Source organism: Kushneria sp. Sum13, from assembly GCF_052692355.1.
Window position 1 is genome coordinate 2708936 of sequence record NZ_CP199847.1, and the last position, 26358, is coordinate 2735293.

At 60.0% G+C, this 26358-nt stretch carries 27 protein-coding genes and 1 tRNA gene; 20 read left to right on the plus strand and 8 right to left on the minus strand.

The genetic code is table 11. The annotated features are described in order from the left end of the window. Positions 1-295: 295 nt before the first annotated feature. Both ACUN8C_RS12580 and ACUN8C_RS12585 read right to left on the minus strand, forming a co-directional pair. Complete coding sequence (locus ACUN8C_RS12580) at positions 296-1027, minus strand: Crp/Fnr family transcriptional regulator (protein ID WP_445619528.1); 732 nt, start codon at positions 1025-1027, stop codon at positions 296-298. 130 nt (positions 1028-1157) lie between these two features. Further along, positions 1158-1245, minus strand: a tRNA-Leu gene (locus tag ACUN8C_RS12585). 109 nt (positions 1246-1354) lie between these two features. Here ACUN8C_RS12585 and queA point away from each other — a divergent pair. The 5 genes from queA to secF all read left to right on the plus strand — a co-directional run bounded on the left by queA (position 1355) and on the right by secF (position 6938). Next, positions 1355-2395: a tRNA preQ1(34) S-adenosylmethionine ribosyltransferase-isomerase QueA gene (gene queA / locus ACUN8C_RS12590; protein WP_445619529.1), complete on the plus strand. Its 1041-nt coding sequence runs from the start codon at positions 1355-1357 to the stop codon at positions 2393-2395. 75 nt (positions 2396-2470) lie between these two features. Continuing rightward, entirely contained in the window at positions 2471-3589 is a 1119-nt protein-coding gene (gene tgt, locus ACUN8C_RS12595; protein ID WP_445621865.1) for a tRNA guanosine(34) transglycosylase Tgt, read from the plus strand. 51 nt (positions 3590-3640) lie between these two features. Then, a complete protein-coding gene (gene yajC, locus ACUN8C_RS12600) occupies positions 3641-3979 on the plus strand; it encodes a preprotein translocase subunit YajC (protein ID WP_108844179.1) in 339 nt (112 codons plus the stop codon). Positions 3980-4172: 193 nt separating this feature from the next. Beyond that, positions 4173-6017: a protein translocase subunit SecD gene (secD, locus tag ACUN8C_RS12605; protein WP_445619530.1), complete on the plus strand. Its 1845-nt coding sequence runs from the start codon at positions 4173-4175 to the stop codon at positions 6015-6017. A gap of 12 nt (positions 6018-6029) precedes the next feature. Next, positions 6030-6938 carry a protein translocase subunit SecF gene (gene secF / locus ACUN8C_RS12610; RefSeq protein WP_445619531.1) on the plus strand — a complete coding sequence of 303 codons (909 nt, stop codon included), beginning with the start codon at positions 6030-6032 and terminating at the stop codon, positions 6936-6938. A gap of 123 nt (positions 6939-7061) precedes the next feature. Here secF and ACUN8C_RS12615 read toward each other — a convergent pair whose 3' ends face one another. Continuing rightward, positions 7062-7868 carry an inositol monophosphatase family protein gene (locus ACUN8C_RS12615; RefSeq protein ID WP_108844176.1) on the minus strand — a complete coding sequence of 269 codons (807 nt, stop codon included), beginning with the start codon at positions 7866-7868 and terminating at the stop codon, positions 7062-7064. Positions 7869-8146: 278 nt separating this feature from the next. Between ACUN8C_RS12615 and ACUN8C_RS12620 the strand changes: the two genes are divergently transcribed. The 14 genes from ACUN8C_RS12620 to ACUN8C_RS12685 all read left to right on the plus strand — a co-directional run bounded on the left by ACUN8C_RS12620 (position 8147) and on the right by ACUN8C_RS12685 (position 21604). Beyond that, a complete protein-coding gene (locus ACUN8C_RS12620; protein WP_445619532.1) occupies positions 8147-8947 on the plus strand; it encodes an RNA methyltransferase in 801 nt (266 codons plus the stop codon). 95 nt (positions 8948-9042) lie between these two features. Beyond that, positions 9043-9519, plus strand: coding sequence for a Fe-S cluster assembly transcriptional regulator IscR (gene iscR, locus ACUN8C_RS12625; RefSeq protein WP_445619533.1), 477 nt, complete (start codon positions 9043-9045; stop codon positions 9517-9519). Between the two features lie 51 nt (positions 9520-9570). Beyond that, on the plus strand, positions 9571-10728 hold the full coding sequence (locus tag ACUN8C_RS12630) for an aminotransferase class V-fold PLP-dependent enzyme (RefSeq protein WP_445619534.1): 1158 nt from the start codon (positions 9571-9573) through the stop codon (positions 10726-10728). A 52-nt stretch (positions 10729-10780) separates the two neighbouring features. Further along, the gene (locus ACUN8C_RS12635) at positions 10781-11107 is read left to right on the plus strand and encodes a HesB/IscA family protein (protein ID WP_108844172.1); all 327 of its coding nucleotides are present in this window, start codon (positions 10781-10783) and stop codon (positions 11105-11107) included. 156 nt (positions 11108-11263) lie between these two features. Continuing rightward, entirely contained in the window at positions 11264-11692 is a 429-nt protein-coding gene (gene ndk, locus ACUN8C_RS12640; RefSeq protein ID WP_108844199.1) for a nucleoside-diphosphate kinase, read from the plus strand. A gap of 84 nt (positions 11693-11776) precedes the next feature. Next, the gene (gene rlmN, locus ACUN8C_RS12645) at positions 11777-12910 is read left to right on the plus strand and encodes a 23S rRNA (adenine(2503)-C(2))-methyltransferase RlmN (RefSeq protein WP_108844171.1); all 1134 of its coding nucleotides are present in this window, start codon (positions 11777-11779) and stop codon (positions 12908-12910) included. Between the two features lie 118 nt (positions 12911-13028). After that, positions 13029-13727 (plus strand): type IV pilus biogenesis/stability protein PilW, encoded by a 699-nt coding sequence (pilW, locus tag ACUN8C_RS12650; RefSeq protein ID WP_445619535.1) that lies wholly within the window; start codon positions 13029-13031, stop codon positions 13725-13727. A 66-nt stretch (positions 13728-13793) separates the two neighbouring features. Further along, a complete protein-coding gene (locus ACUN8C_RS12655; RefSeq protein ID WP_445619536.1) occupies positions 13794-14762 on the plus strand; it encodes a RodZ domain-containing protein in 969 nt (322 codons plus the stop codon). A 6-nt stretch (positions 14763-14768) separates the two neighbouring features. Further along, on the plus strand, positions 14769-15881 hold the full coding sequence (gene ispG / locus ACUN8C_RS12660; protein ID WP_108844168.1) for a flavodoxin-dependent (E)-4-hydroxy-3-methylbut-2-enyl-diphosphate synthase: 1113 nt from the start codon (positions 14769-14771) through the stop codon (positions 15879-15881). 39 nt (positions 15882-15920) lie between these two features. Continuing rightward, complete coding sequence (gene hisS / locus ACUN8C_RS12665) at positions 15921-17237, plus strand: histidine--tRNA ligase (protein ID WP_445619537.1); 1317 nt, start codon at positions 15921-15923, stop codon at positions 17235-17237. Between the two features lie 59 nt (positions 17238-17296). Next, the gene (locus tag ACUN8C_RS12670; protein ID WP_445619538.1) at positions 17297-17965 is read left to right on the plus strand and encodes a YfgM family protein; all 669 of its coding nucleotides are present in this window, start codon (positions 17297-17299) and stop codon (positions 17963-17965) included. After that, complete coding sequence (bamB, locus tag ACUN8C_RS12675) at positions 17962-19182, plus strand: outer membrane protein assembly factor BamB (RefSeq protein ID WP_445619539.1); 1221 nt, start codon at positions 17962-17964, stop codon at positions 19180-19182. The genes ACUN8C_RS12670 and bamB overlap by 4 nt, the downstream gene beginning before the upstream one ends. A 203-nt stretch (positions 19183-19385) precedes the next feature. Then, positions 19386-20789, plus strand: a complete 1404-nt coding sequence (gene der / locus ACUN8C_RS12680) for a ribosome biogenesis GTPase Der (protein WP_108844165.1) — start codon at positions 19386-19388, stop codon at positions 20787-20789. 107 nt (positions 20790-20896) lie between these two features. Continuing rightward, complete coding sequence (locus ACUN8C_RS12685) at positions 20897-21604, plus strand: hypothetical protein (RefSeq protein ID WP_445619540.1); 708 nt, start codon at positions 20897-20899, stop codon at positions 21602-21604. Between the two features lie 50 nt (positions 21605-21654). Here the strand turns inward: ACUN8C_RS12685 and ACUN8C_RS12690 are convergent, their stop codons facing one another. Together ACUN8C_RS12690 and ACUN8C_RS12695 are read right to left on the minus strand one after the other, a co-directional pair. Next, complete coding sequence (locus ACUN8C_RS12690) at positions 21655-22074, minus strand: hypothetical protein (protein ID WP_445619541.1); 420 nt, start codon at positions 22072-22074, stop codon at positions 21655-21657. An 86-nt stretch (positions 22075-22160) separates the two neighbouring features. Beyond that, the gene (locus ACUN8C_RS12695; RefSeq protein ID WP_445619542.1) at positions 22161-23033 is read right to left on the minus strand and encodes an ATP-binding protein; all 873 of its coding nucleotides are present in this window, start codon (positions 23031-23033) and stop codon (positions 22161-22163) included. Positions 23034-23148: 115 nt separating this feature from the next. Here ACUN8C_RS12695 and ACUN8C_RS12700 point away from each other — a divergent pair, with 115 nt between their 5' ends. Then, entirely contained in the window at positions 23149-23943 is a 795-nt protein-coding gene (locus ACUN8C_RS12700; RefSeq protein ID WP_445619543.1) for a M48 family metallopeptidase, read from the plus strand. Positions 23944-23958: 15 nt separating this feature from the next. Here ACUN8C_RS12700 and aroE read toward each other — a convergent pair whose 3' ends face one another. The 3 genes from aroE to ACUN8C_RS12715 form a co-directional block, all read right to left on the minus strand. Further along, positions 23959-24780, minus strand: coding sequence for a shikimate dehydrogenase (gene aroE / locus ACUN8C_RS12705; RefSeq protein WP_445619544.1), 822 nt, complete (start codon positions 24778-24780; stop codon positions 23959-23961). Beyond that, positions 24777-25703: an oxygen-dependent coproporphyrinogen oxidase gene (gene hemF, locus ACUN8C_RS12710; protein WP_445619545.1), complete on the minus strand. Its 927-nt coding sequence runs from the start codon at positions 25701-25703 to the stop codon at positions 24777-24779. Before hemF ends, aroE begins: the two co-directional genes overlap by 4 nt. A gap of 66 nt (positions 25704-25769) precedes the next feature. After that, a complete protein-coding gene (locus ACUN8C_RS12715) occupies positions 25770-26345 on the minus strand; it encodes an L-threonylcarbamoyladenylate synthase (RefSeq protein WP_445619546.1) in 576 nt (191 codons plus the stop codon). Positions 26346-26358: the final 13 nt, after the last annotated feature.

Sequence of the window (26358 nt, forward strand, 5' to 3'; positions counted from 1 at the left end):
CGACACTGGCAGAGGAAACTAATGTAAGAAAGGAAAATAAAATATGCTGATTCGCCAGTTTTAGCCGTAATTAACGCTGGAGTATTAAAAATAAAACAATAGTGACAACCGGCATTACAATTAAATGCTGACCTGACCCGATTTAAACCTTCAATTTCATGATGGGAAACCAGTCTACAGCACGTCACATGAATTAATTTTTTAGCACTCTGAAAGTTTACGGCGTAAATCCTGTTACTCGACCAGCGTCTTCAAGTAGTCAGGGCTACCAAGTGACAGCCCTGATTTCGAGGTTTCAGGCATCAGGGCCCTTTGACTGCATTCGAAGATAGCCTTCCCTGAAATCGGAAAACGCCATCAAGCGATCAACATCCGGAATGTTGATCTGATGCCGATCCCGGTAAACCAGCGACTGCTCACGCAGTGAAGAAAACACCCGACTGACATGGACCGGGGTCAATCCCATCAGATCCGCCAGCATCTGCTGTGAGAGCGGCAGTCTGAACTCATTGAGCGCGCCATCATTGGTTTTGGACAGACGGCTGCGGGTTTCGCAAAGAAAATGTGCCAGCTTGCTTTGCGCGTTTCTACGACCCAGGTTGACCATGCGCTCTACCAGCATGGATTGCTGAATGCCCGAAATGGCAAAAAAGGTACTGGTCAGCCGACCGGATTTATCGAAAACGTCATCAAGATGACAGTGTGGAAAGCGACAGAACGTGCAATCGGTGATGGCCTCAATGGTCGATTGATGCGCATCGAGAGCGTATTCACGAAGGCCAATGACGTCTCCGGGCATGAAAATGTCCAGAATCATTCTGCTGCCGTCTTCCAGCACATAGCTGCTGTAAGCCCAACCCTTGCTCAATACCGCCATCTCTTCGGCGCGCTCGCCCTCACGCCACAGCGCATCGCCGCTTTTGAGCTGCTCTGGAGATTTCTCAAGCGTACTCAAAAGCTCGATTTCCGATTCGGACAGATCAGCAAAATATTGAAAATGCCGAACCATGCAGCTTTGATGTGACACTCGCAATCTCCTCTGTCATGAGCGTTTAAAACGGATGCAACAGACAAGAATACACGTCCTGCCGGGGAAAATGGCAAGCAAGGAAACAGGAAGGGAAAATGATTCTGGAAGCAACCACAACAAATAGAGATGGTGCCGGTGGTCGGACTCGAACCGACACGGAGGATTAGTCCGGCGGATTTTGAATCCGCTGCGTCTACCAATTTCGCCACACCGGCAGTGTTGCGCGAGGCGTATTATACGAACCCTGTCCAACACGTCAATGACGCAGACCATTGGCATCCGCTATCATGCCCGCCCTTTGACAACACCGACTCTTGATAAGCCATGCAGCGCGCCGACTTTCACTTTGATCTGCCCAACGAACTGATTGCCCGCTATCCCAGCGACCAGCGCAGTGACTGCCGTCTGCTGTGCGTCGATGGTGACAGCGGCCATCTTGAACACACACGCTTTCCAGAACTTTTAGAGCATCTGGTGCCGGGCGACCTGGTGGTGTTCAACGACACTCGCGTTATTCCCGCGCGCCTTTTCGGTCACAAGGAAAGTGGCGGACGCGTCGAGATGCTGCTGGAACGGCCTCTGGATGCCCACCGGGGTCTGGCGCATCTGCGCGCCAGCAAGGCCCCGAAGATCGGCACCCGCATCGTGTTCGAAGGGGAAGTCCATGCGGTGGTAGAAGGCCGGCGTGATGCGCTGTTCGAGCTGAAGTTTGAAGGGGACACGCCGCTGGTCGCGCTGCTGGAGGCGCATGGCCACATGCCTCTGCCGCCCTATATCGAGCGCGAGGACGAGCATACCGACCGGGAACGCTATCAGACCGTGTATGCCCGTCATGACGGCGCAGTGGCAGCCCCCACCGCCGGCCTTCATTTCGATGAGCCAATGCTTGAGGCGATGGAACAACGAGGCATCGAAAAGGCGTTCGTCACGCTGCATGTGGGCGCCGGCACCTTTCAGCCCGTTCGAGTCGACAACATCCTCGAGCATCACATGCACAGCGAATGGATCGAGGTCAGCGAGGCGACGGCCGAGCAGGTCCGTGCCGCCCAGGACCGCGGCAACCGGGTGATTGCGGTAGGCACCACCAGCGTGCGCTGCCTGGAGAGTGCCTGCCGGCACAGTAGCAGTGACCGGATCGAGGCCTTCAGCGGCGACACGGATATTTTTATCTATCCGGGTTATCAATGGCAGTGCGTGGATGCCCTGATCACCAATTTTCACCTGCCGGAATCAACGCTTTTGATGCTGGTGGCCTCCTTTGCAGGATATGACCATGTCATGCAGGCCTATCAGGCGGCAGTAGACGAGCGCTACGCCTTTTTCAGCTATGGCGACGCCATGTATCTCACGCGTCAGCGCGACTGAACCGCCGTCGCGCCGCGACCTTGTATTGATGATTTTCAAGTACCAACAGGATCTTTCATGAGACAGGACTGTTTCATGCGTTTTGAGCGCATGGCAACCGATGGCCGCGCCCGCCGAGGGCGTCTGACCTTTCCGCGTGGCAGCATTGAAACGCCCGCCTTCATGCCGGTAGGCACGTATGGCACCGTCAAGGGCATGACGCCGAAAGACGTCGAAGCCATTGGCGCCGAAATTATTCTGGGCAATACCTTTCACCTCTGGCTGCGTCCGGGTACCGAGGTCATCGAAGCCCATGGTGATCTGCATGACTTTGCCCAGTGGCACAAGCCGATTCTGACCGACTCGGGCGGCTTTCAGGTGTTCTCGCTGGGCGACATGCGCAAGATCACCGAGCAGGGGGTTCACTTTCGCTCCCCGGTCAATGGCGCCAAGGTCTTCATGGGTCCTGAAGAGTCGATGGCGGTTCAGCGCTCGCTGGGCTCTGACATCGTCATGATCTTTGATGAATGCACCCCCTATCCGGCCACATTCGAGGAAGCAAAGACCTCGATGGAGCTGTCCCTTCGCTGGGCGCAGCGTTCGCTGGACGCCCATGGCGACTCCCCTTCCGCACTGTTTGGTATCATTCAGGGCGGCATGTATCGGGAGCTGCGCGAGCGCTCGCTGGAAGGCCTTGAGCAGATCGGCTTTGACGGTCTGGCTATTGGTGGCCTGTCGGTCGGCGAGCCCAAGGAAGAGATGATCAAGGTGCTGGATTATCTGCCGGGACTGATGCCGGACGACAAGCCGCGCTATCTGATGGGTGTGGGCCGGCCGGAGGATCTGGTCGAAGGCGTGCGTCGCGGCGTCGATATGTTTGACTGCGTCATGCCGACCCGTAACGCCCGCAACGGCCATCTCTTCACCTTTGACGGCGTCATTCGCATTCGCAACGCCGTACATCGCCATGACACGCGTGCTCTGGAAGAAGGCTGCGACTGCTATACCTGTCAGAACTTTTCACGCGCCTACCTGCATCACCTCGACCGCTGCGGCGAAATGCTGGGCGCACAGCTCAATACCATCCACAATCTGCGACATTATCAGCAGCTGATGAGTGGTTTGCGCGGGGCTATCGAAGCGGGTACATTGGCGGACTTCGTGGCAGCGTTCTATGCGCGCCGGGGCCTTGAGGTCCCGCCACTTGAGGCGTAAACGGCTTATAACAGAGCACCACTGAACAAGATCATTCCTAGAGGAAACCTCATGCTCGAGTACCTGATTCCGGCAGCCATGGCAGAAGGAGGCTCCGGTAGTGCCGGTGGCGCGGGTGCCATCGGTCAGATCGTCATGCTGGTCGGCTTTGTCCTGATTTTCTATTTCCTGCTCTGGCGTCCGCAGTCCAAGCGCGCCAAGGCACACAAGAAGTTGATGACAGAGCTCTCCAAAGGCGACGAAGTCACCATCAGCGGTGGCCTGATGGGCCGTCTGACCAAGGTCGGTGACGAGTTCATCACTCTGGAAATCGCCGAAGGTACCGAAGTCAACGTTCAGAAAAGCTCGGTTATCAGCGTACTGCCCAAGGGCACACTGAAATCGATCTGAACCCAGTGAAGGCAGGCGACCACCGCTGGCATATCGGTGTGGTCATACCTGCTCGCGGCGTGTTGACACACAGCACGTCGTATTCTGCCCGGGGCTCGCTCAGTGGTGATTGAACCATTGGTCGGGCCCTGTGGTCATTGATACGACCTCAAAAGCGCTCTTTGAGCCACCAGCCAATCAGGACAGGGCCACGATGCTCAATCGTTATCCCCTCTGGAAGTATCTGCTGATACTCCTCGTGTTTATTGTGGGCGTTCTCTATGCACTGCCCAATCTCTACCCCAAGGATCCGGCCATCCAGATCAGCGCGGCCAATAGCGGCGCAAGCGTTGGCGAAAGCGAGATGGCACGTGTCGACCAGACACTCGAGCAGGCAGGCATCGCCGTCAAGTCACGCGAGTCCGCCAACGGCACCGGCCTGATACGGCTGGAAAACGGCTCACAGCAGTCTGCGGCCCGCGACATGGTCAGCAAGGCACTGGGACAGGGCTATACCGTTGCGCTCAACCTGGCCGACTCGACGCCGCAATGGCTGCAGTCCATCGGCGCCAAGCCCATGAATCTGGGACTTGATCTGCGCGGCGGCGTGCACTTCCTGCTGGAAGTCGACATGGATGCGGCCCTCGACCAGCGTCTGGATGTCAATGCCAGCGCCATGCGCGAGGCACTGCGCGGCGACGGCATTCGTTATCGCAATAACACTACCGGTGATAACGCCATCCGATTCACCTTTGCCAATGCAGAGGACCGCAGTCAGGCACGAGCGCTGCTCAACCGCCAGTACAACGAATTCACCTTCGCCAACGAGGATGATGCAGGCCCCACGCTTGTCATGACGCTGACCGATCAGGCCGTCACCGACATTCAGGACTACGCCATCAATCAAAACCTCACCACGCTTCGAAATCGTGTCAACGAGCTGGGTGTGTCCGAGCCGATTGTTCAGCGCCAGGGCCCCAACCGCATCGTGGTGGAGCTGCCGGGCGTACAGGATACGGCCGAGGCCAAGCGGATCGTGGGCGCCACGGCCAACCTCGAGTTTCGTCTTGAGGCCTCCGACAGCACCAGTGCCGATCAGCAGCAGGCATTCGATTTCCGTAACGACGCCGGCCGCAAGGCGGCTCTGGAACGCGATGTCATCATCACCGGCGATCGTGTCTCCAGCGCCAGCACCTCCTTTGATGACAGCGGTCGACCCCAGGTCAACATCAACCTTGATGGTCCGGGCGGGAGCAGCATGAATCGCGCCACGCGCGCCAACATCGGCCGCAACATGGCCGTGCTCTACATCGAGCACAAGACCCGTACCCGCACCGTCACCCGTGACGGCGAACAGGTCGAGGAGCGCGTGCCCTACACCGAGCGCGGCATCATCAGCCTTGCCACCATCCAGAGCGCGCTGGGTAATCAGTTCCGCATCACCGGTCTGGATTCGCCGACCGAAGCACGCGAGCTGTCGCTGCTATTGCGTTCGGGCTCGCTGGCGGCACCCATCTACTTCGCGCAGGAGCGCACCATCGGGCCAAGCCTGGGTCAGCAGAACATCGACCGTGGTGTCATGTCGGTCATTGTCGGGCTGGTTCTGGTACTGGCGTTCATGATCGTGCGCTACAAGGGCTTCGGTTTGATCGCCAATCTGGCACTGACCGTCAACCTGACGCTTCTGATCGCCGCCATGTCGATTCTGGGCGCCACCCTGACCCTGCCGGGCATTGCCGGTATCGTGCTAACGCTTGGCATGGCGGTCGACGCCAACGTGCTGGTGTTTGAGCGCATACGCGAAGAGATGCGCGCAAGATCGATACAGCAGGCCATCCATACCGGCTATGAACGCGCATTCACTGCCATTCTGGATGCCAACATCACCACCCTGCTGGTGGCCGTCATCCTGTTCTCGATCGGTACCGGTCCCGTGAAGGGCTTTGCAGTCACGCTCTCACTGGGCATTCTGACCTCGGTCTTTACCGGCGTCATGGTGAGCCGTGCCCTTACCAACCTTGTCGTAGGCGGCAAGTCGCTCAAGAAGCTGTGGATCTGAGGAGGCCGGCAAATGACGCAATTTGATTTCATGGGCAAGCGCAAGGCTGCCTACATCATCTCCATCCTGTTGACCGTCATCGCCCTTGGGGCGCTGGCTGTCAAGGGCCTGAGTCTGGGCCTGGACTTCACCGGCGGCACCCAGGTCGAGGTGAGCTATGCAAAAGCGCCCTCGCTTGATGAAGTTCGCAATGAACTGGGCGAAGCGGGCTTTGGCAATTACTCGGTTCAGACCTTTGGTGCCGACACCGACGTGCTGGTCCGCCTTCAGCAGACCTTTGATGAAGGTATCGGTGATCAGGTGATCAGCGCCCTGCGCGCCGAGGGCGAACAGGTCAATCTGGTCCGCGCCGAATACGTGGGCGCGCAGGTCGGCGACCAGCTCCGCGATCAAAGCGGTCTGGGCATGCTGATCGCCCTGGGTGTGGTCGCGCTGTATGTGGCCTTTCGCTTCCAGTACAAGTTTGCACTCGGCGCGCTGATTTCGCTGGGCCACGACGTGATCATTCTGCTGGGCTTTTTTGCCCTGTTCGGTTTCGACTTCGACCTGACGGTACTGGCTGCGGTGCTGGCGGTCATTGGTTACTCGCTCAACGACACCATCATCGTCTACGACCGTATCCGCGAAAACATCCGGCGCTCCCAGTCCAATGATCTGGTCAAAATCTTCAACGACGCCGTCAATCAGACACTGTCGCGAACACTGTCGACCTCGGGAACAACCCTGCTGGTGCTGCTGGCGCTGTTTTTCCTGGGCGGCGACATGATCCACAACTTCTCGCTGGCCCTGATCGTGGGCATAGTGCTGGGGACGTTCTCTTCGGTCTATGTGGCAGCAGCCGTACTGCTGCTGGTCAAGCTGGAGCGGGAAGATCTGATCCCGGTCAAACGCGAAAACGCTGCCGACGACGAGTTGCCATAACCGACGGATGACCCTGCGAATCAGTGCAGGTGACAAGCAAAAGGGCCCGCCTCATGGAGGCGGGCCCTTTTTTGTATCGACATCCGCTCTTTCAGGACCCGTGTCTCTGGTCTCGACAGACGGTTACAGGATCGGCAGGTTCGCGTTGCCCATCGTCTGTACCAGCTGCTTGAAAAGACGCGGCGAGGCCGCCATGAGCGCCCCTTCGATCTTGATCTGTGGACTGCCCTGCGGCGTGCCGGACAGCGCACCACACTCCTTGAGCACAAGACTGACGATGTGCATGTCCTGCTCGTCCAGCCCCAGAATGAAGGCGGCATCAACATGGCCGGCACACAGCGACAGCATGTCCAGCAGCGGACAGCCCGAGGCACGCAGCATGTCCACGCGTGCACCCAGCTGGGTCGTCAGGATCTGCCAGGTCGAGAAGTAGCGCTCGCGCATCCAGTTTTCGGGAAGGCCCAGAGCGATGCGGCTGCCATCGATGCTGGTACGCACCGGCACACGCATGCGGCGACCGTTGTAATGGCCACCGCGGCCGCGGCTGACCAGGTACTCTTCATCGGTGAAGGGGGAAATGATGACGGCGTGTTCAGGGCGACCCTTGTAGAGACACACCATTGACAGCGCACAGCCCGAGGTGCCGGACGCCAGGTTGGCGTAGCCGTGGAAGATTTCGATCTTCCAGTGATAATCACGTCCTTCGCCACGGCCTTCACTCCAGCCGATATAGCGCCCGGACATGCCATGCTCCGGGTACCCCTTGCCAAACTGGGCAGCAATCAGGGTTTCTGCACGATGCGCCGTATCGCTGAGCAACGTATCAAGCGTGTTGTCTTCACGGGCAATATCAAGTCGGTCGCGAACGCGAACGAACTGTTCCTGGGCGCCACGAAGCGCGCGCAGGGCAAACTGGACCATTGGATGCATGATCAATCCTCGAACCGAGTGCTGTTAAAGAGCGGGAGCAGATCAGTAGCTGACAGAGTCAAACACCGCCCGTGCGACGGCCCCAACGGCCTGCCACACCAGCGATGCGATAAAATGAGATGTCTGAAAAGCGGACTGTCCGGAAAAGTGGCCGACGATGCTAGCAGAGACGCCTTTAACTCGCCAGCGCTCAATCAGGGCAGAGTCCGATCACTCCATGCTAGAATCGCCTCCTCTACTGCCCAACGGCCCACGTTTTCTGTATTACGGCGATTTTCATGCTAGAGCGTATTCGTATTGTTCTGATTGGCACCAGCCATCCCGGTAATATCGGCGCCGCCGCGCGCGCCATGAAAACCATGGGGCTTGAGCAGCTCGCGCTGGTTGCACCGCGCGGCGAAGGGATCAACCCGGAAGCCATTGCCCGGGCCTCGGGTGCCGATGACATCCTTGAGCGGGCCACGCTGCATGACACGCTGGAACCGGCGCTGACCGACTGTCAGTGGGTGGTCGGAGCAAGCGCCCGTTCACGCCATTTGCCCTGGCCGCTGTGCTCACCGCGTGAGTTCTCCGCCCGCCTGCCCGGCGAGATGCAGAGCCAGGACAGTACGGTGGCACTGGTCTTTGGCCGCGAGGACAAGGGACTTACCAACGAAGAGCTCCAGCGCTGCCATACCCACGTGCATATCCCGACGTCTGCCGATTACAGCTCCCTCAACCTGGCGGCTGCCGTTCAGGTACTGGCCTATGAATGCCGTCAGGCATGGCTCACTACTCAGGCCAGCACGGCGGATGCCCTGCCCGGCTCGGCCTATCCGTTTGGCGTTGAATGGGACAACCCGCTGGCCAATCACGCCGATACCGAGCGCTTTTTCGAGCATCTCGAGCGCACCCTGATCGATATCGGCTTTCACGACCCGGCCAATCCCCGCCAGCTGATGGCGCGCCTTCGACGTCTCTACATGAGAAGCCGCATGGATGTGATGGAGCTCAACATGCTGCGTGGCATTCTGACGCGGGTGGAGCGCCTCCAGAGCGGCACCGGCAAGCCAGGGGATCATGATAAGGCCTCACTCTGAGGCCTTGATACTCTTTGACGCTGCCTGCAATTGTTGACCAAATCCCTCGGGATTATCATAATCAGTCATTACTGTCATGCAGCGGAATCTGGATCATGCGTCTGACGACCAAGGGCCGCTACGCCGTTACCGCCATTCTGGATCTGGCCCTGCACGGTAGCGGTTCGCCCATTAGCCTGGCCGATATTTCGACGCGTCAGGATATTTCGCTTTCCTATCTCGAGCAGCTTTTTGCCAGGCTGCGTCGTGAAGGGCTTGTCACCAGTGTTCGCGGACCGGGCGGCGGCTACCTGCTGGCCCGGGCACCCGGCGAGATTTCCGTGGCCAGCGTCATCGACGCGGTCAACGAATCCATTGATGCCACGCGCTGTCAGGGCACGGGGGATTGTCAGCAGGGAACCACCTGTCTGACGCATCATCTCTGGAGTGATCTATCCAATGTCATACACGATTTTCTCGACCGTATTACGCTTGAAGAGCTGATTCATCGTCATGATGTTCAGCGCATCGCGTGTCGGCAACAGGACAGCGCCGGCCAGATTGCCGTGCTGCCGATTGCCCATACGCCATAATGTCATTGTGCGTCGTGCAGCGGGTCATGACGTTGAAGAAAGGAAAACATCATGAGCACCATGCCTCTTTACCTTGATTACGCGGCCACGACCCCGGTCGACCCGCGTGTAGCCGAGGTCATGGCCCGTCATCTGACGCTGGAAGGCACCTTTGCCAATCCGGCCTCACGCAGCCACATGTCGGGCTGGCTGGCCGAGCAGGTCGTCGAGACCGGCCGACGCCAGGTCAGCGACCTGATCGGCGCCGACCCGCGCGAAATTGTCTGGACCTCGGGGGCTACCGAGGCCGACAACCTGGCGCTTATTGGTTATATGCGCGCCCATCGCGCTCGTGGTCGACACCTGATCACATCAGGCATCGAACACAAGGCCGTGCTCGACAGCGCCGCGGCGCTCGAGCAGGAAGGCTTTGAGGTGACCTACCTCGCCCCTTGTGCCAACGGTACCGTATCGCCCGAGGCGCTTCAGGAAGCGATGCGCCCCGAGACGATTCTGGTGTCTCTGATGGCGGTCAATAACGAGCTGGGCAGCATCAATGACCTGCAGGCGCTGGGCACCATCGCGGCCGAGCATGGTGCGGCCTTTCACGTGGATGCGGCTCAGGCCGCCGGTCGAATCGAGCTGGACATGAGTCGAATGCCCATCGACATGCTGTCACTGTCGGCCCACAAGGCCTACGGCCCCAAGGGCATCGGCGCCCTGTATGTCCGTCGTGGCACCCGAATCGAGGCGCTGATTCACGGTGGCGGTCATGAGCGCGGCATGCGTTCAGGTACCCTGCCCACCCACCAGATTGCCGGTATGGGACAGGCCTTTTCGCTGGCCCAGGAAGAACAGGCAAGCGACAACGCTCATCTCGAGATGCTCGGTCAGCGTTTTCGCAACGGCCTTTCCCTGCTTGAAGGCACCTGGATCAATGCCGAAGGCGGTGCGCATGTACCCAATATCATCAATGCCGGTTTTGAAGGCGTGGATGGCGAGGGCCTGATCATGGCGCTGCGGGGTCTTGCGGTATCGACCGGCTCGGCCTGTAATTCCGCCAGCGTGGACCCTTCCTACGTATTGACCGGTATTGGCGTGCCACGCGAACGGGCACTGGCCTCGATTCGCTTCAGTTTTGGCCGTTTCAGCCGAATCGAAGAGATCGACCAGGCACTTGAATCACTTTCGAACGCTCTTGAAAGCCTGCGTACGCGTCAGAGCGCCTGAGCATCCTTTATCTTTCGCGCGCCAGGCGCGCATCACCGGGGAGGACAACATCATGGCCCGGATCTCGATTTCCGAAGCCGCCGCCCACCAGATTCGCCACGTGCTCGAAGAGCGCGGCAGCGGCGAAGGATTGCGTGTCGCGGTCAAGCCAAGCGGCTGCTCGGGCTATAGCTACGTGCTCGACTTTGCCGACAGCGTTGATGCCGATGATCAGGTGTTTGAAGATCACGGCGTCAGAGTCATCGTTGATAACGACGCCCTGTCCGTCCTGGACGGTACCGAGGTGGATTACGTCAGCGAAGGTCTTAACCGCTTCTTTCGCTTCAATAATCCCAATGTCCGCGATGAATGCGGCTGCGGGGAAAGTTTCAGCGTCTGACCCGACCCATGCCACTGCGGATGCATGTTGCGCTGGCTATGGCTATAATGGCGCGATTTTTGCCGGAGCCGGCAGCTGTCAATGCAGCTGCCGGCTCTGCGCTATCCTGAATCACGACTCATCTTGAATTCATCACCCTGTCAGGAGCCCTTTAACATGGCCCAGGAACGTACTCTCTCCATCATCAAGCCGGACGCCGTTGCCAAAAATGCCGTAGGCGACATCATTTCTCGTTTTGAGAAGGCCGGCCTGCAGGTTGTCGCCTGCAAGATGGTCAGCCTGTCACAGGAAAAGGCCGAGGGCTTTTACGCCGAGCACAGCGAGCGTCCTTTCTTCAAGGATCTGGTGTCCTTCATGACGTCCGGCCCGGTCGTTGTTCAGGTACTGGAAGGTGACAACGCCATCGCCAAAAACCGCGAGCTGATGGGCGCTACCGACCCGAAGAAGGCCGAAGCCGGCACCATTCGCGCCGATTTCGCCACTTCCATCGACGCCAACGCCGTTCACGGCTCCGACGCGCCGGAATCTGCCCAGCGTGAAGTGGCCTATTTCTTCTCTGATGAAGAAATCTGCCCGCGCGGCTGATTATCCTGCCGTGCCCGGCCGTCATCTGCCCCCATGGGCAGGTGACGGCCTTCTTTCTACCATGACACCAGCGAGCTCACTGCCATGACACAGACTGCCTCGACAACGCCTGTCAATCTTCTGGGTCTTTCACGCAGCCAGATGGAGCAATTTTTCATCGACCAGGGCGAGAAAAAGTTTCGCGCCGCTCAGGTCATGAAGTGGATCCATCATGAGGGTGTCGATGACTTCTCGCAGATGACCAATATTTCAAGGGCCCTGCGTGACAAGCTTGCACGTGTGGCCGAAATTCGTGGCCCCAAAGTGGTCTACGAAGGCCAGTCCAGCGATGGCACGCAGAAATGGGTGCTGGAAGTGGAAGATGGCAGTTTTGTGGAAACCGTTCTGATCCCGTCCGAAAACGGCAGTCGACGCACGCTGTGCGTCTCCTCACAGGTGGGCTGTTCGCTGGACTGCAGCTTCTGCTCGACCGGCAAGCAGGGCTTTCAGCGCAACCTGACCGCCGCCGAAGTCATCGGTCAGCTGTGGGTGGCCCAGGCCAGCGCCGGCGGACGCATGGGCCATGATGACGGCCGCCGCGCCGTGACCAACGTGGTCATGATGGGCATGGGCGAGCCGCTTTTGAACTACGACAATGTCGTGCCCGCCATGCATCTGATGCTCGATGACAACGGCTACGGGCTTTCCAAGCGCCGCGTGACCCTGTCGACGTCAGGCGTGGTGCCCATGATCGAAAAGCTCGGCGATGAGATCGATGTCGCGCTGGCCATTTCCCTGCACGCCGCCAACGATGAGCTTCGCAACACGCTGGTGCCGCTCAATCGCAAATACAACATTGCAACGCTTCTGGACACCTGCCGGCGCTATCTGTCCAAAAGCGAGGGCACGCGTCATATCACCATCGAGTACACCCTGATCAAGGACATCAACGATCAGCGTGAACATGCCGAGCAGCTGGTCGAGGTACTGGGCGATCTGCCCTGCAAGATCAACCTGATTCCGTTCAATCCCTTCCCGAATGCCGGCTACGAAAAGCCGTCACGCAATCAGGTGATGCGGTTTCAGACATGGCTGTATGAACTCGGGCATAACGCACCGGTTCGCGCGACGCGCGGGGATGATATCGATGCGGCCTGCGGACAGCTGGTCGGTCGCGTCAAGGACCGCACCAAACGTGCCGAGCGCTATATCAAGGCGGTTCAGCTCGACGCGTCATGATCTGTCTGCCCTGCCCTGTCCGTCATCGACTTGACTTGACGGGGTGCCGGCGCTTTGATGGTCAACGCCATTGCTAATATTTGACAGATTCGGGCATGTTCATCACGTCAGGAAGTCGATGATTCACTTGCGTTGCACCTTCAAGACACTGCTGGTCATGACGGCCCTGTTGCTGGCCGCCATGACGCTTTCAGGCTGTGTCAGCCATGGCAACAGCACTCAGGGGCCCTCCGAAGAGTCCCCCACCACGGCCTATACCCAGCTGGGCATGGCCTATCTGCAGCGCGATGATCTGGAACGCGCTCAGCAGGCCTTTATTCGCGCCATCGACCTCTCTGCCAATGACCCCGATGCCCTTCAGGGGCTTGCCCTGATCTATCAGCGCCAGGGCGAAACCGCCAGTGCCGATCAGTATTTCCAGCGCGCTTTAAGCGCCCGCTCGCCGTTTACCCAAGCGCGCAATAACTACGCAGCGTTTTTGTTCAGTCAAAACAGGATTCCCCAGGCCTGCGAGCAGCTTGAGCAGGCCACCACGGACCTGCGCTATGAACGCCGCGCCCAGCTGTTCGGCAACCTGGGACAGTGTCGTCAGCGGCAGGGCGACAGTGCCGCTGCGCTGGCCGCCTATCAGCGAGCCCTGCAGCTGGAGGAGCGCCTGCCGCGCGCATGGCTGGGGCTTGCCGAAGTACAATACCAACAGCAACACCTTGATGCCGCCCGCGCATCCCTTGAACACTACGTTCGACTTGCCGGTCAAAGTGACGAGAGCCTACAGCTTTCTCAAAAGCTTCGCGGCGAGGCATCACGCGATGGGTAAGACCGGGCGGCGTCAAACGCCGAAAAAGGATCATTTCGTGCCACGACCGAACAAGGAAGCTTCTTCATGAGCGAACAGCAGGCCTCTCCCGCCGGAGAACCGGGCGCCGGTGAAATGCTGCGCGACGAACGCGAGCGTCAGCGTCTGCATCTGGAAGATGCCGCCGAGCAGCTGAATCTGCGCCCGTCCCTGGTCGCTGACATGGAGCGCGATAACTATGAACAGATTCCGATACCGACCTATCGTCGCGGTTATCTGCGTGCCTACGCACGTCTTTTAGGCATCGATGACCGTATGATCGTGGCGGCCTATGATCGTGTTCATGGCCGAAACGATCTGGATGAGCGTCGCGTGGCGCCCATCAGCAGCATCAAGCCCCCGTCACGCATGGGCGCCATCGCCTTTCGAGTCGTCACGGTAGCCGTCGTGGTCATTCTGGCGGTCATGACCCTACTGTGGTGGGAAGGGCGCGAAAGCGCACCGGGCTATGGCGATGACAGCGCCATGCCCGAGAATGTCACGCAGCAAAACAGCGCAGACAATCCCGCTCTGCCGCCAACGCCTGAAGCACAACCCGCTGTGGATAACACATCGAGCGATGGCTCGGGTAACATGACCGACAGTGCACCGGTCGATACCGCCATTGCCACCCGGGTTGCCGGCGGCAGTGATGGTAATATTCCCGAACCCGGCAGCCTTCAGGTCGATACGCCCGAGGGCCGCAACGGTGCGACCGGTGGGCTGGTAGACACTGCAGGCGAGGAAAAGGCAGCGGCCGATCCGATCGCCAGCGGTCGCAGCATGAAAATGAATTTTGGCAGTGAGTCGTGGGTGGATGTTCGTGATGCCAATGGCACCACCGTCCTGCGCGGCCTGCAGCAAAGTGGCACCACCGCCACGATCGAAGGCGTGCCGCCCTTTCGCCTGACGGTAGGCAATGCCAATCAGGTCACCATTGACTATAAGGGCGAACGCGTTGACATGTCCCAACACGCCGGCAGCAGCAACGTTGCCCGTTTTACCCTGGGGGAATGATTTATCATGATTAGCCAGTCCCCGATTGTGCGGCGCAAGTCGCGCCAGATTCACGTCGGCAATGTGCCCGTAGGTGGCGATGCGCCCATTTCAGTACAGAGCATGACCAACACCAATACGCTGGACGTCGACGCCACCGTCGATCAGATCGAGCGTATTGCCGCAGCCGGTGGGGATATCGTGCGCGTCTCCGTGCCGGATATGGACTGTGCCGAAGCCTTCGGCAAGATCAAGCAGCGCACCTCGGTGCCGCTGGTGACCGACATCCATTTCGACTACCGCATCGCCCTGCGAGTAGCTGAGCTGGGCGCTGACTGTCTGCGCATCAACCCCGGCAATATTGGTCGCGAAGATCGTGTTCGCGCCGTGGTTCAGGCCGCGCGTGACAACGGCATCCCGATTCGCATCGGCGTCAATGCAGGCTCGCTTGAAAAGGACCTGCAGAAAAAATATGGCGAACCGACGCCAGCCGCGCTGGTGGAATCCGCCATGCGCCATATCGACTATCTCGACCGTCTGGACTTTCAGGAGTACAAGATTTCGCTCAAGGCCAGCGATATCTTCATGGCCGTCGATGCCTATCGCCAGATTGCCGGCCAGATCGATCAGCCCCTGCACCTGGGCATTACCGAGGCCGGCGGCCTGCGCGGCGGTACGGTCAAGTCCTCGATCGGCCTGGGGGCGCTTTTGATGGATGGCATCGGTGACACCCTGCGTATCTCGCTGGCCGCTGACCCGGTCGAGGAAATCAAGGTCGGTTACGACATCCTCAAGAGCCTGAAACTGCGCTCACGCGGGATCAACTTTATTGCCTGTCCCAGCTGCTCACGCCAGAACTTCGATGTCATCGGCACCATGAACCAGCTCGAAGAGCGCCTTGAAGACATCATGACCCCGCTGAACGTGTCGGTCATCGGCTGTGTGGTCAACGGCCCCGGCGAGGCAAAGGAAACCGATATCGGTCTGACCGGAGGCAGTCCGGCCAACCTGATTTATATCGACGGCAAACCTGCACAGAAGCTGCGCAATGACCATCTCGTGGATGATCTTGAAAAACTGATTCGGGATCGCGTGGCGCGCAAGGAAGCCGAAGAGAAAGATGTCATTACCCGCGCCTGAGGCCCGGGCCCCTTTTTGAAATGCAGCGATAAACAATCAATGTCCAGTAAAGTACAGGCCATCCGAGGCATGAATGACCTGCTGCCCGAGCGCTCCCCGCTCTGGCAGTATTTCGAGCAGCACGTACGCCAGCTCATGGCACAGTACGGCTATCTGGAAATGCGCACGCCGGTGCTTGAACAGACCGCCCTGTTCAAACGCTCCATCGGCGAGGTGACCGATATCGTCGAAAAGGAGATGTATACCTTTGACGATCGCAACGGTGACAGCCTTTCCCTGCGTCCGGAAGGCACGGCCCCCGTGGTGCGTGCCGCCATCGAAAACGGGCTGTTGCACAATCAGATCCAAAGGCTCTGGTATGCCGGCCCCATGTTTCGCCACGAACGCCCCCAGAAGGGTCGTTACCGCCAGTTCCATCAGGTGGGCGTGGAAGTCTTTGGCCTGGAAGGCCCGGACATCGATGTTGAAGTGATCGCCCTGTCTGCCCGCCTCTGGCAGGCACTGGGCCTGATCGATCACGTGCAGCTCGAGATCAACTCGCTGGGCTCGCTCGAGGCGCGTCATGTCTATCGCGCCAGGCTGGTCGATTACTTCAATGCGCATCTCGATCAGCTTGACGAAGATTCTCATCGTCGTCTGGGCAGCAATCCGCTGCGCATTCTCGACAGCAAAAATCCCGATATGCAGGCCCTGATCGAGGCGGCACCGAAGCTCATCGACCATCTTGATGATGCCTCTGTCGCCCATTTTGACGCGCTCAAGCACAAGCTCGACGCCCTGGGCATCAAGTACGTCATCAATACGCGTCTGGTGCGCGGAATGGATTACTACAGCCGGACGGTCTTTGAATGGACCACCACGGCACTGGGCAGTCAGGGCACCGTCTGTGCCGGTGGGCGCTATGATGGCCTGGTCGAGCAGCTGGGCGGCAAGGCCACCCCGGCAGTCGGTTTTGCCATGGGCGTTGAACGTCTGATCCTGCTGCTGGAGACACTGGCGCTGGTCCCCACGGCTGCCGAAGATATTCTGGATGTCTACCTCATGGGTCAGGGCGAAGGCGTGGATACGCAGCTGCTGGTACTGGGTGAGACGCTTCGCAGCCGCTTGCCCTCCCTTCGTGCGCAGGTACACTGCGGCGGCGGCAGCTTCAAAAGCCAAATGAAAAAGGCCGACAAGAGTCGCGCCCGTTTTGTGGTCATACTTGGCGAAGATGAGCTTGCTGCCGGCACGGTCGCGCTCAAGGACCTGCGTGGTGAAGAACCCCAGCAGCAGATGGATATTGCCTCGCTGGTCGAGCGCCTTGCCCGCTGGGTGGACGAACGTCCCGCGGACAGCGGCCTCTCGGCTCGCGTCTAGCGTTTTTCCAACGACCCGGCAGAGACTGTCATGAGACCGAACCTACAGGAGTGCCGCACGTGGCGGATCAGTTGAATATTCACGACGAAGACGATCAGCTGGCAGCTGCCAAAAGGATCTGGCATAACTACGCCAAGCCGATTCTGGGCGGCATCATCATTGCCGCCGTCGGTCTTTTTGCCTGGCACTGGTGGCAGGATCATCAGCAGTCACAGTCCGAAGCCGCCTCACTTCAGTACCAGCAGCTGATTCAGCTGACCTCACAGGACAGTCTTGATGACAGTGGCCGTCAGGCGGCCCAGAGCATCATTGACGCCATTCGTGACCAGCATGGTGACACCCTGTATGCCGACCTGGCCGGCATGATTCAGGCGCGTCTGGCCGTGGATGGCAACGACCTGCCCGCTGCCGAACGAGCGCTGAATGATGTCCGCAAGAGCAGTGATCGCGACGAGATCCGCGCGCTGGCCGGTCTGGAACTGGCCCGTGTGCAGCTTGGTCAGGACAACGCCGAAGAAGCCCTCGGCACGCTTGAGAGCCTGCAGCTGCCCGAGGCCATGAGCGCACGCGGGGCAGATATCCGCGGCGACATCCAGCTGGCGATGGGCAATATCGATGAGGCACGCAGTGCCTGGCAAAACGCCGTGAACCTGGCTCGTGAGCACAATCAGGAGCTCTCCGGGATACAACTCAAACTCGATGATCTGGCGCCTCAGGAGGCTTCATGAGTACGCTTGAAAACGGCTTTTCTTCTCCTTCGGGTCTCAGGCGCATTGCGCTGATGGCAAAACCGCTGGGGGCACTGCTGTGTGCCACCTCACTGCTGGTACTGGCCGGCTGCTCCGGCAATGTGCAGACCGGTACACAGCCGCGTGAGCTGACCAGTATCGATCAGAGCGTCAAGGTCGAAGGGCTATGGTCTCAGGGCATCGGCTCGCTGACGCGCGCGCGCTATCCGATCTCCCCGGCCATTTCAGGCAACACGCTCTACGCCAGTGATGCCGAAGGCAACATCAAGGCCATCAACCGTGACAACGGTCAGATCGAATGGGAAAAGCATCTCGATACGCCCATTTCCAGCGGCCTGACGGCGGACAGCGGACAGCTCTTTGTCGGCACGCGCAACGGTGAAGTCATTGTCTTCAGTGAGGACAAGGGTGACATCGTCTGGCGCACCAGCGTCTCCAGCGAAGTCATCGCACCGCCGCAGCTCAACAGTGGACAGGTCGTGGTGCAAAGTGTTGATGGCACCCTCACGGCACTGGATCGCTTTACCGGTGACGAGCAGTGGCTGTACGCCTCCTCCCAGCCGGCACTGACCCTGCGTGGCACCGGCGCACCGCGCACCATCGACCCGGTTTCCTTTGCAGGCTTTGCCAACGGCCGTCTGGCGGCCTTTGACAACCGCAGCGGTCAGCAACTGTGGGACCTGCGCGTTGCGGTGCCCCAGGGGCGCACCGAAGTCGAGCAGCTGGTGGACCTTGATGGTCAGCCGGTGCTGACCCAGGACGGCCGTCTGTTCGTGACCAGCTACAACGGTCGCGTCATGGCACTCGATGCCCGCAACGGCCAGCCGCTCTGGGATCGGGAACAGTCCAGCTATCACACGCCGGTACTGGTCGGTGACTATCTCTTCACGGTCACCGCTGACAGCCACATCATGGCGCTTGATGCCAACAATGGTCGTGTCATCTGGAACCAGGACGCGCTGGAAGGCCGCTCGCTGAGTGCCCCGGTATTTGTCGACAACAAGCTGGTGGTCGGAGACTATCAGGGCTATCTGCACGTCATTGATGCCAAAACCGGTGAGCAGGAAGGCCGCACGCATCCGGGCGGTGACGGCATCAGCATCACCCCGCTGACCGATGGCGAGCATGTCTTTGCGCTGACCAACGACGGTGAGTTGATCGCCTATTCTCTCAAGGACATGGGCAGCCCTCAGTAAGCCGTTCTCGACCATAAGGTCATGACGGGTCTTCCGGTATTCGACCGGAAGACCCGTTCGTTTATCATCCACGCCTGACCGGGCGTACCACACATTTCGAATACCGACGCCTTTCGGGTTAGAATGCCCAGATCAGGACGGACGGTATCAGCGCTGTCCCCCATTAAGCCGACAGCCCGCTCCCTCTATCGTGCAGGACCCTCATGAATCCCGTTATCGCACTTGTCGGCCGACCCAATGTCGGCAAATCCACGCTATTCAACCGGCTGACGCGCACGCGTGATGCCATCGTTGCAGACTTTCCCGGGCTGACCCGTGATCGCCACTACGGCAACGGTCAGCTGGGCGACAAGCCCTATACCGTCATCGACACCGGCGGTATCAGCGGCGACGAGATGGGCATCGATGCGGCCATGGCCGAGCAGTCGCTGCTGGCCATCGATGAAGCCGACATTGTCTTTTTCATGGTGGATGCACGCGCCGGCGTCATGCCGGCCGATGAGGCCATCGCCAACCATCTGCGCATCAATCAGAAAAAGACCTGGCTTGTGGTCAACAAGAGTGATGGTCTGCAGGAGGAGATTGCCACCGCCGATTTCTGGGCGCTGGGACTGGGTGACCCCCACGCCATTGCCGCTGCACACGGGCGCAATGTCACCACTCTGATCGAGCATGTTCTGGAGCCCTTCCCCGAGGTCAATGAAGAGACCCACCCGGACCTGATTGCCAACGGTATTCGCATCGGTGTGGTCGGGCGCCCCAACGTGGGCAAGTCCACCCTGGTCAACCGGCTCCTGGGCGAAGAGCGTGTGGTGGTCTTTGATGAAGCCGGCACCACGCGCGATGCCATTGAGATCCCCTTCGAGCGCCGCGGCCAGCCCTATGTGCTGATCGACACGGCCGGCGTGCGTCGCCGCAAGAACATCAGTCTGGCGGCCGAAAAGTTCTCGATCATCAAGACGCTGGACGCCATCAAGGAGTGCAACGTCGCCATCGTGGTGCTCGATGCCCGCACCGGTCTGGTCGAGCAGGATCTGCACCTGCTGGATTACGTGCTGACCACCGGGCGTGCGCTGGTACTGGCCGTCAACAAGTGGGATGGCCTTGAGCAGGAAGCCCGCGAGAAGATGCGCGCCGACATCAAAAGGCGTCTGGGGTTTGCCGATTACGCCGACCTGCATTTCATTTCGGCGCTTCACGGCACGGCCGTGGGCGACCTTTACCCGTCCATCGAGCGCGCCTTCGCCTCGGCGACGGCGCGCTGGTCAACCAATCGTCTGACCACGCTGTTGCAGGACGCCGTCAGCGAGCACCAGCCGCCGCTGGTCCACGGTCGTCGTATCAAACTGCGCATGGCGCACCAGGGCGGCGCCAATCCGCCACTGATCGTGGTGCACGGCAATCAGACCAATGCCCTGCCTGAAGCCTACAAGCGCTTTTTGATCAACACCTTTCGCAAGGTGCTCAAGGTCAAGGGCACGCCCATCCGCTTCGAGTTTCGCTCCGGCGATAACCCCTACGACAAGAACAGTGGCGACAGCGATCGGGAAAAGGCCAAGTCCCGTGAACTGGCGCGCACCAAGGAAGCGCGCAAAAGCCGGCGCTAAAGGCTGTCAGACTCCTGTCCTGATGACCTGGTATGACATTCCGGTCGATCCAGGTCAGACTTGCATCAGAAAGCGTTGATCCAACGCCTCTCTGACGGGAGTCTGTCATGACAAAGGGGAAGTTTCGATATCGCCCGGCCCTGCTGATGGCTGCAACGCTATCACTGGCCGGCTGTCTGGCATTGCCACAGGCCAGCTTCATGCTGGGGCGACTGGCGCTGCAGTCGATGGGGGTGGAAAACGTTCGTATTGGCCGCTGGGCGGTGCCCATCGATGCCCTGACGCTCGAACCCACGGCACTGGCCAGAGCGGGACTTGATATGGCCGGCATGCCGGTCAGTCTGGAGCTGCCGCTATCCCTGACGCCACCGGATGCCGCGCCCGATATCAATCTGACCGGTTATGCCTGGCAGCTCGTAGTGCCCGGCGCCGAGCCGGTCAGCGGCGACGTGGATGAACCGATCGCCCTTCGTGGTGGCGAGCCGGCGACCCTGCGCCTGCCGGTGGACCTTTTCCCGGAAACGCCCATTCGAGAAGGGGCGCCCTATAACCAGAAGCTTCTGGCACTGGCACAGCGGCTGGCCAATCAGCAGCAGCTGCCGGCGGGGAGCACTCTGTCACTGACGCCGCGCCTGGACAGCGACATGGCGCGCCTGATACCGGCACCGACCATTACGCTGGATATTTCAGGCCCTGCCGAGCAGACCAGCGCTCCCGGGCTGCCGACATTGCCGAACAAGGCAGTGGTACCGGTCGAAGACACGACCTCACCGCCTGCCCCGCCAACCGACAGACCACAACCTTCCGAGACGTAAAAAAACCGGCACGCAGGCGCCGGTTCTGGTGTGGATGTTTTCGACTTGATTTATTCCATCGCGCTGAGCGTCCCTTCGCCCACCACCTCGCCATCAAGCAGCCACTCGATGTGGTTGTCGCCGATCATGCGAACCTGATAGCAGGTGGTGTCACCGCTGCCATAATCAAGGCACATGCGATCGTCCTTGATCGTGGACTGGCCGGTATAGTCTTCCCCCTCGATAGTGCCATCGACGCGGTAGACTTCACTGTATTGACTGCCATCGGCCATGGCACCGGTGACCCGGTGGCCCATCACATTGTCACGAATGGCGCTGCCCGAGAGGCGCTCGCCCTGCTCCGAAGTGCCCTGATCGCTGGTTTGGGATGCCTGGCTGCCGTGATCATCACCAGAGTCGGCCATTACCGGCGTCGTGACCATGCCGGTCAGCAGCAGTCCGCCCATGGCCATTTTTATCATTGTTTTCATCACTTCACTCTCCGTCGACCAAAGCGTTCAGTGTGACATCAATTCCCGGACATGCTGGTTCGGGGCAAGTCGCTTTCAGCCCTGCTTTAGTCGACGTCGGTGTTGTCGGCCGTGCCAGGTCGCCCGGTCCAGGCGATGGCGAACTGCCAGGCCGCGCGGCCGCTGCGCACGCCACGCGCCAGCGCAAAGCGGCGTGCCTCGGCCTCGGCGGCGTCATCAAACTGCCCGCCCAGATGGGCCACCCAGTGCGCGCAGGTTTGCAGATACGTATCCTGATCGAACGGATAGAACGATAGCCACAGCCCAAATCGGTCCGAGAGCGAAATCTTCTCCTCCACGGCGTCGCCATGGTGGATCTCCCCCCCCACGACCTGCGTGTCGTTGTTGTCGGCCATGCTTTCCGGCAACAGGTGGCGCCGATTGGAGGTGGCATAGAGCAGAACATTGTCCGGCGGGCCGGTCAGGGTGCCATCCAGCACACTCTTGAGCGCCTTGTAAGCATCATCGCTGCCTTCAAAGGAGAGATCGTCACAGTAGACGACAAAGCGATAATCGCTGCCCTTGAGCGTTTGCACCAGCGTCGGCAGACCCACCAGATCATGACGGTCGACCTGAATCAGGCGCAGCCCTTCGCCGGCCAGATCGTTGATCAGCGCGCGGATCAGTGATGACTTGCCGGTGCCCCGTGCCCCCCAGAGTAGTGCATGATTGGCCGGGCGCCCGCGTAGAAAGGTACGCGTATTGTCTACCAGCGCCCTTTTCTGGGCCTCGATACCAATCAACTCCGACACGCTGACGCTGTCACGCGGCTGAACCGGAGTCAGTCGTCCGCCCAGCGCATGGCGCTGCCAGAGCGCGGCCACGTCACGTGACCAGTCGATGGGGGCCTGCTCGGGGGGCAATAATGGCTCCAGCCGGTCCAGCAGGTTCAAAAGACGTGTGCTCAACTGCTCATTCATGTATTGCTCCGCATCAGGTTATGCTGTCATGTGAGCATGACCCCGCTATCCTGGCGTGCCCCTTTGGCACGCGTCCAGTCGGACCCATCGAATCCCTACAGGAGTTTTGCCGTTCATGATGCGCAAGACCGTGCTGAGTGCACTGACGTTAAGCCTTGGCCTGAGTGCCTGCACCACCTCGCCGCTCGGGCGTTCCCAGCTGTCGCTGTTTGACAGCAGCGAGATCGACCAGCAGGGCCAGAAGGCCTTCGAGGAGTATCGTCAGAGCCACAAACAGGCCACCGGCCGTGACGGGCAATACGTCAGCTGTATTGCCAACGCCATTATCGACACGCTGCCTGAAGGACAGGGCCCGTCGAAATGGACCGTCGGGGTCTATCAGGATAACGAACCCAACGCCTTTGCCCTGCCCGGCGGCTACGTCGTGATCAATACAGGGCTGATGAGCGTGGCGAAAAATCAGGACCAGATTGCCACGGTCGTCGGCCACGAGATGGCCCACGTGCTGGCCAACCACGCCAACGAGCGTACCTCGACACAGTCACTGACCAGTACCGGTCTGGGGGTCGTGCAGTCCGTAACAGGCAACAACATGCTGGCACAGCTGTTGGGCGCCGGCGCCCAGTATGGGGTTCTGCTGCCCTACTCACGCCGTCAGGAGAGTGAAGCCGACCTTTTAGGACTGGATCTGATGGCACGTGCCGGCTTTGACCCCAGGGCCAGTATCGCCCTATGGCAGAACATGGCCAGTGCTGCCGGCGGTGGCAAGCCCCCGGAGTGGGCCTCGACCCACCCCAACGATGGCGAGCGCAGCAAGGCTCTTGAAGGCCGCATGCAAAGTGCCGTCAAGCTCTCGGAGCAGGCGCATGCCGCAGGTCATACCCCGAGCTGTGGCAACATCAAATCCTGACCCCTGCCGGGCCGATCAGCGAAGATCGGCCCGCAGTGCTTCCAGAATCGGCGTGGTGTCGGGGCGTGTGCCGCGCCATTGATACCAGGACTCGGCCGCCTGGCCGACCAGCATGCCCAGCCCATCCACACAGCGCACGTCATGGCGTTGTGCCCACTGCAAAAAGACGGTGGGCACGGCGCCATACATCATGTCGTAGGCCAGTGCCCCCTCGTTGAAAAGCATTTCGGGCAGCGGCGGCAGCGCCCCGGCAAGACTTGCACTGGTGGCATTGATGACCAGATCAAAGGTGCCCTCGATCGCGTCAAGGCCACAGCCCCGTAGACGACCCTGCGCGTCAAAGAGCGCTGCCAGCGCGGTGGCCTTTTCCACCGTTCGATTGGCGACGACAATCTCTGACGGTCCGGTCTCAAGCAGGGGCTCAAGCACGCCGCGTACGGCACCACCGGCCCCCAGCACCAGAATGCGCGCCCCTGCCAGAGGCGCCTCAAGACGCTTGAGATCCAGCAGCAGTCCGGCGCCATCGGTGTTGTCACCGATGACCTCACCATTCTCGGTCACTACCAGTGTATTGACGGCGCCGGCCTGTCGCGCCCGCTCACTCAGGCGATCCGCTAGCGTCGCGGCCTGCTGCTTGAAGGGAACGGTGACGTTGGCCCCCCGCCCGCCCTCGTTTAGAAAGGCGCGCCAGTGACCGTGAAAATCATCCACCGGTGCCAGGCGCGTTTCATAGCGCACCGGATCACCCAGCTGCTCGGCAAAGCCTGAATGGATCTGCGGCGATTTCGAATGCGCGACGGGATTGCCGAACACGGCGTAAAGCGGCGTGTCATTCATGCCAGGGCGGCCTCCTCGAGCCAGTCACGCGGATGCAGATAGTCCGTGTACAGTTCGGCCTCGGGAGAGCCTGCTTCGGGCTGATACTGATAGGCCCAGTGCGCCACCGGTGGCATCGACATCAGAATCGACTCGGTGCGCCCGCCACTTTGCAGCCCGAACAGTGTGCCGCGGTCATAGACCAGGTTGAACTCGACATAGCGACCGCGGCGGTAGTTCTGGAAATCTCGCTCCCGCTCGCCATAGGGTGTCTCGCGGCGTTTTTCGACAATCGGCAGATAGGCCGGCACAAACGCCTCGGCAATGGCCTGCTGGAAGGCAAAGCTCTGCTCGAAGCCCTCTTCGTTGACGTCATCAAAGAAAAGACCGCCCACACCGCGGGTTTCATCGCGATGCTTGAGATAAAAGTATTCGTCGCACCAGCGCTTGTAGCGGGGATAGACGTCATCACCGAAGGGCGCACAGGCCTCGCGGGCAGTGCGATGCCAGTGGATGACATCTTCGAGCACCGGATAATACGGCGTCAGATCGATACCGCCGCCAAACCACCAGACCGGGGCTTCTCCCTCCTTTTCGGCAATGAAAAAGCGAACGTTGCCATGCGTCGTCGGCAGATGCGGGTTTCGCGGGTGCATGACCCAGGAGACGCCGACGGCATGAAAGCTGCGCCCGGCTAGTTCCGGACGGGCAGCAGAAGCAGAAGGCGGCAGGTTCTTGCCGAAGACATGCGAAAAGTTGACACCGCCCTTTTCGAACACGGCGCCTTCGGTGATGACGCGAGAGCGACCGCCCCCGCCATCCTCACGCGTCCAGGCATCTTCTACGAAATCAGCATGGCCATCGGTACGGGCCAGCGCCTGACAGAGCCGATCCTGAAAGTCCAGCAGATAGTGTTTTACCCTTTCGAGATAGGCATGTGACACGGTTGCTCTCCAGCAGGGTCATGGCCACTTCCCCGGCCATGACGGGCATTGTAGTGCGGGGCAGCGCTAGTCGCGCAGCACGTCATTGGTGAGCAGATCACGAATCTCGCTGGGGCGCGTTCGCCCGCCCAGCGGCCCGTCGACAATCAGCACCTGGTCCCTGAACACCTGCCGGATCTCCTCGGCAGCCAGACAGGGCGCTTCGCTTGCCCGATTGGCCGAACTCGACACCAGCGGACCGCCGAAAGCCTCACACAGCGCCTGCACCAGCGGGTGATCACTGACCCGCAGGGCCACGCTTGCGTGCTCGCCGCGCACCAGCGGATGCGCGCGGCCGTTATCCGGCACCAGCCAGCTCACGGGTCCGGGCCAGCTGGCCTGAAGCCGCGCACGCTGCGTGGCATCAAGCCCGGCAAGCCAGGGCTCGAACTGCTCGATGCTGGCGGCGATCAGAATCAACCCCTTGGCCGGGTCGCGCATCTTGAGGGCCAGAAGACGCTCAAGCGCTTTCGTGTTATCGGGATCGCAGCCCAGCCCCCAGACGGCTTCCGTCGGGTACGCCACAACGCCACCATCAATCAGAGAGACGGCAGCGTCCTTTAGCGCCTGCTGGGCGAGAGAAGAGTCAAAATATGAAGACATGCTGCGTGAATAC

What these genes read in the sequence shown, in the direction of transcription:
- ACUN8C_RS12695 (WP_445619542.1), bottom strand. Translation starts at nt 23,033, where the DNA reads ATGAATGAGCAGTTGAGCACACGTCTTTTGAACCTGCTGGACCGGCTG.
- ACUN8C_RS12630 (WP_445619534.1), top strand. Translation starts at nt 9,571, where the DNA reads ATGAGCACCATGCCTCTTTACCTTGATTACGCGGCCACGACCCCGGTC.
- ndk (WP_108844199.1), top strand. Translation starts at nt 11,264, where the DNA reads ATGGCCCAGGAACGTACTCTCTCCATCATCAAGCCGGACGCCGTTGCC.
- ispG (WP_108844168.1), top strand. Translation starts at nt 14,769, where the DNA reads ATGATTAGCCAGTCCCCGATTGTGCGGCGCAAGTCGCGCCAGATTCAC.
- secF (WP_445619531.1), top strand. Translation starts at nt 6,030, where the DNA reads ATGACGCAATTTGATTTCATGGGCAAGCGCAAGGCTGCCTACATCATC.
- bamB (WP_445619539.1), top strand. Translation starts at nt 17,962, where the DNA reads ATGAGTACGCTTGAAAACGGCTTTTCTTCTCCTTCGGGTCTCAGGCGC.
- ACUN8C_RS12690 (WP_445619541.1), bottom strand. Translation starts at nt 22,074, where the DNA reads ATGAAAACAATGATAAAAATGGCCATGGGCGGACTGCTGCTGACCGGC.
- ACUN8C_RS12620 (WP_445619532.1), top strand. Translation starts at nt 8,147, where the DNA reads ATGCTAGAGCGTATTCGTATTGTTCTGATTGGCACCAGCCATCCCGGT.
- pilW (WP_445619535.1), top strand. Translation starts at nt 13,029, where the DNA reads ATGATTCACTTGCGTTGCACCTTCAAGACACTGCTGGTCATGACGGCC.
- ACUN8C_RS12635 (WP_108844172.1), top strand. Translation starts at nt 10,781, where the DNA reads ATGGCCCGGATCTCGATTTCCGAAGCCGCCGCCCACCAGATTCGCCAC.
- yajC (WP_108844179.1), top strand. Translation starts at nt 3,641, where the DNA reads ATGCTCGAGTACCTGATTCCGGCAGCCATGGCAGAAGGAGGCTCCGGT.
- aroE (WP_445619544.1), bottom strand. Translation starts at nt 24,780, where the DNA reads ATGAATGACACGCCGCTTTACGCCGTGTTCGGCAATCCCGTCGCGCAT.
- ACUN8C_RS12700 (WP_445619543.1), top strand. Translation starts at nt 23,149, where the DNA reads ATGATGCGCAAGACCGTGCTGAGTGCACTGACGTTAAGCCTTGGCCTG.
- tgt (WP_445621865.1), top strand. Translation starts at nt 2,471, where the DNA reads ATGCGTTTTGAGCGCATGGCAACCGATGGCCGCGCCCGCCGAGGGCGT.
- queA (WP_445619529.1), top strand. Translation starts at nt 1,355, where the DNA reads ATGCAGCGCGCCGACTTTCACTTTGATCTGCCCAACGAACTGATTGCC.
- rlmN (WP_108844171.1), top strand. Translation starts at nt 11,777, where the DNA reads ATGACACAGACTGCCTCGACAACGCCTGTCAATCTTCTGGGTCTTTCA.
- der (WP_108844165.1), top strand. Translation starts at nt 19,386, where the DNA reads ATGAATCCCGTTATCGCACTTGTCGGCCGACCCAATGTCGGCAAATCC.
- ACUN8C_RS12615 (WP_108844176.1), bottom strand. Translation starts at nt 7,868, where the DNA reads ATGCATCCAATGGTCCAGTTTGCCCTGCGCGCGCTTCGTGGCGCCCAG.
- ACUN8C_RS12715 (WP_445619546.1), bottom strand. Translation starts at nt 26,345, where the DNA reads ATGTCTTCATATTTTGACTCTTCTCTCGCCCAGCAGGCGCTAAAGGAC.
- hisS (WP_445619537.1), top strand. Translation starts at nt 15,921, where the DNA reads ATGTCCAGTAAAGTACAGGCCATCCGAGGCATGAATGACCTGCTGCCC.
- ACUN8C_RS12655 (WP_445619536.1), top strand. Translation starts at nt 13,794, where the DNA reads ATGAGCGAACAGCAGGCCTCTCCCGCCGGAGAACCGGGCGCCGGTGAA.
- ACUN8C_RS12685 (WP_445619540.1), top strand. Translation starts at nt 20,897, where the DNA reads ATGACAAAGGGGAAGTTTCGATATCGCCCGGCCCTGCTGATGGCTGCA.
- iscR (WP_445619533.1), top strand. Translation starts at nt 9,043, where the DNA reads ATGCGTCTGACGACCAAGGGCCGCTACGCCGTTACCGCCATTCTGGAT.
- secD (WP_445619530.1), top strand. Translation starts at nt 4,173, where the DNA reads ATGCTCAATCGTTATCCCCTCTGGAAGTATCTGCTGATACTCCTCGTG.